Below are 1,597 nucleotides of genomic sequence, written 5' to 3'. Positions count from 1 at the left end.
CGGCCAGTCGCGCCCACATCGGCTCGAAGGCGAACAGGCTCTCGGGCCACGGGTTCAGCAGGAGGGCGTGGTCGCCCCGGTCCTCGCTCTCGGCGAAGCGGATCGACAACCCGTCGATGGTGCGGAACTGCGGCTGGATCGTCTGGTTCTTCGTTGCCGTCATGGTCTGGCTCCTAGCTGCTGTAGAGGTCACGTGTCGTGTTGCCTCGGTTCTTGCTCGACTACAACGAGAGCATCGCCGGGCTAGGGCGGCGTTCGCATCAAGGAAGCCCTAGTCCGGCGCGCCGGACACACTCGCGCGGATCGAGACGCTCAGTCGCCAGGGAGGACTCGGTCGAGGTGCTCGCGGCCGCCGGTCTGGTCGGACCGGACTTGGCCCCGTGCCCTTGGGCAGTGTGCGGGCGCCTCCGGGCCCGCGAGAAGTCAGATTAGGGACTCGTAGATGCGATCGCGGCACGGCCGGCGGAACACTCGCGGCATGACACGCACATTGCCGCCCAGCCACTGGGCTGGGCGTACCTGGACCCCGAGGCACGGTGCTGTTCACCTTCGAATCGGAGGAGCCGAGAACCGTGTCGCGAGATGAATCGACCGGCCGCCTTCTCAGTCAGGCGCGTTGGCGACCAGGTCAGGACCCCGGTGCTGCGCCCCGCGGTGGCACCGGGGCCTTGGCGCCGATCCGCCCTGATCGCGGCCGCTGGATCGGGTTGGGGGTGGTCTGCCTGGGGATGATGATGACCTTCCTGAATATCACCCAGACGGTCTCGGCGCTTGGTCCGATTCAGCAGAGCCTGCACGCCTCGAGCGCCGATCTCGTGTGGATCGCGAGCATCTACTCCATGCTGGTGGCGAGCTTCGTTCTGTCTGCCGGAACGGTAGGGGACATCCTCGGCCGCCGCCAGGTATTCGCGGCCGGAGCGGCGGTGATGGGCGCTGGGAGCCTCACTGCGTTCCTCGCGGCCAGTCCCGCCGGCGTGATCGCCGGCGAGGCGATCATGGGCGTCGGCGGGGCGATGATCCTTCCCAACAGCCTCGCAATCGTGACTCATGCCTTCACCGACCCGCACGAGCGAACAACGGCGGTCAGCGTGTGGACCGCCGTCTCCGGTCTCGGCCTCGCGATCGGTCCGCTGTCGGCGGGAGGATTGATCGAGGCCTTCCGGTGGAACAGCGTGTTCCTGGTGAACGTCGTGGTATCGGTCGCGGTTCTCGCGCTCGCCCCCGGGTTCGTGCCCGACAGCCGCCATCCGGATCGCCATCTCGATCCGCCCGGGCTGCTGCTGGCGATCGTCGCGATCGCGTCGCTCAACTACGCGGTCATCGAGGGCGGCCGAGACGGCTTCGGCGCCGGCAAGATCATCGTCGCGTTCAGCGTCGCACTCCTTGCAGGGCTCGCGTTCGTCGTTGTCGAAGCGCGCTCGCGCAGGCCGATGCTGCACCTGCCGCTGTTCCGGAACTCGTCCTTCAGTACCGCCAACGTCGTCGGGCTCGTCGCCCAGTACGCGTTCGTCGGGATCGCGATCGCACAGGTCCTGTACTTCGAGCAGATCCGCCGCGACTCGATCCTCGCCACCGGAATACGCCTGCTGCCGCTGAT

Annotated in this window: 1 protein-coding gene; it reads left to right on the top strand. The window is 67.6% G+C overall.

Going from position 1 to position 1,597, the window contains the following annotated elements:
- Positions 1-536: 536 nt before the first annotated feature.
- On the top strand, positions 537-1,597 hold a 1,061-nt coding region (locus tag VGS97_RS16580; protein WP_326854436.1), incomplete at its 3' end, for an MFS transporter.

Origin of the sequence: Actinocrinis sp., assembly GCF_035946395.1 — a bacterium.
Lineage (GTDB): Bacteria > Actinomycetota > Actinomycetes > Streptomycetales > Catenulisporaceae > Actinocrinis.
The sequence above is the reverse complement of the archived record's forward strand: the minus strand, read 5'-3'. Positions and strand labels throughout refer to the sequence as shown.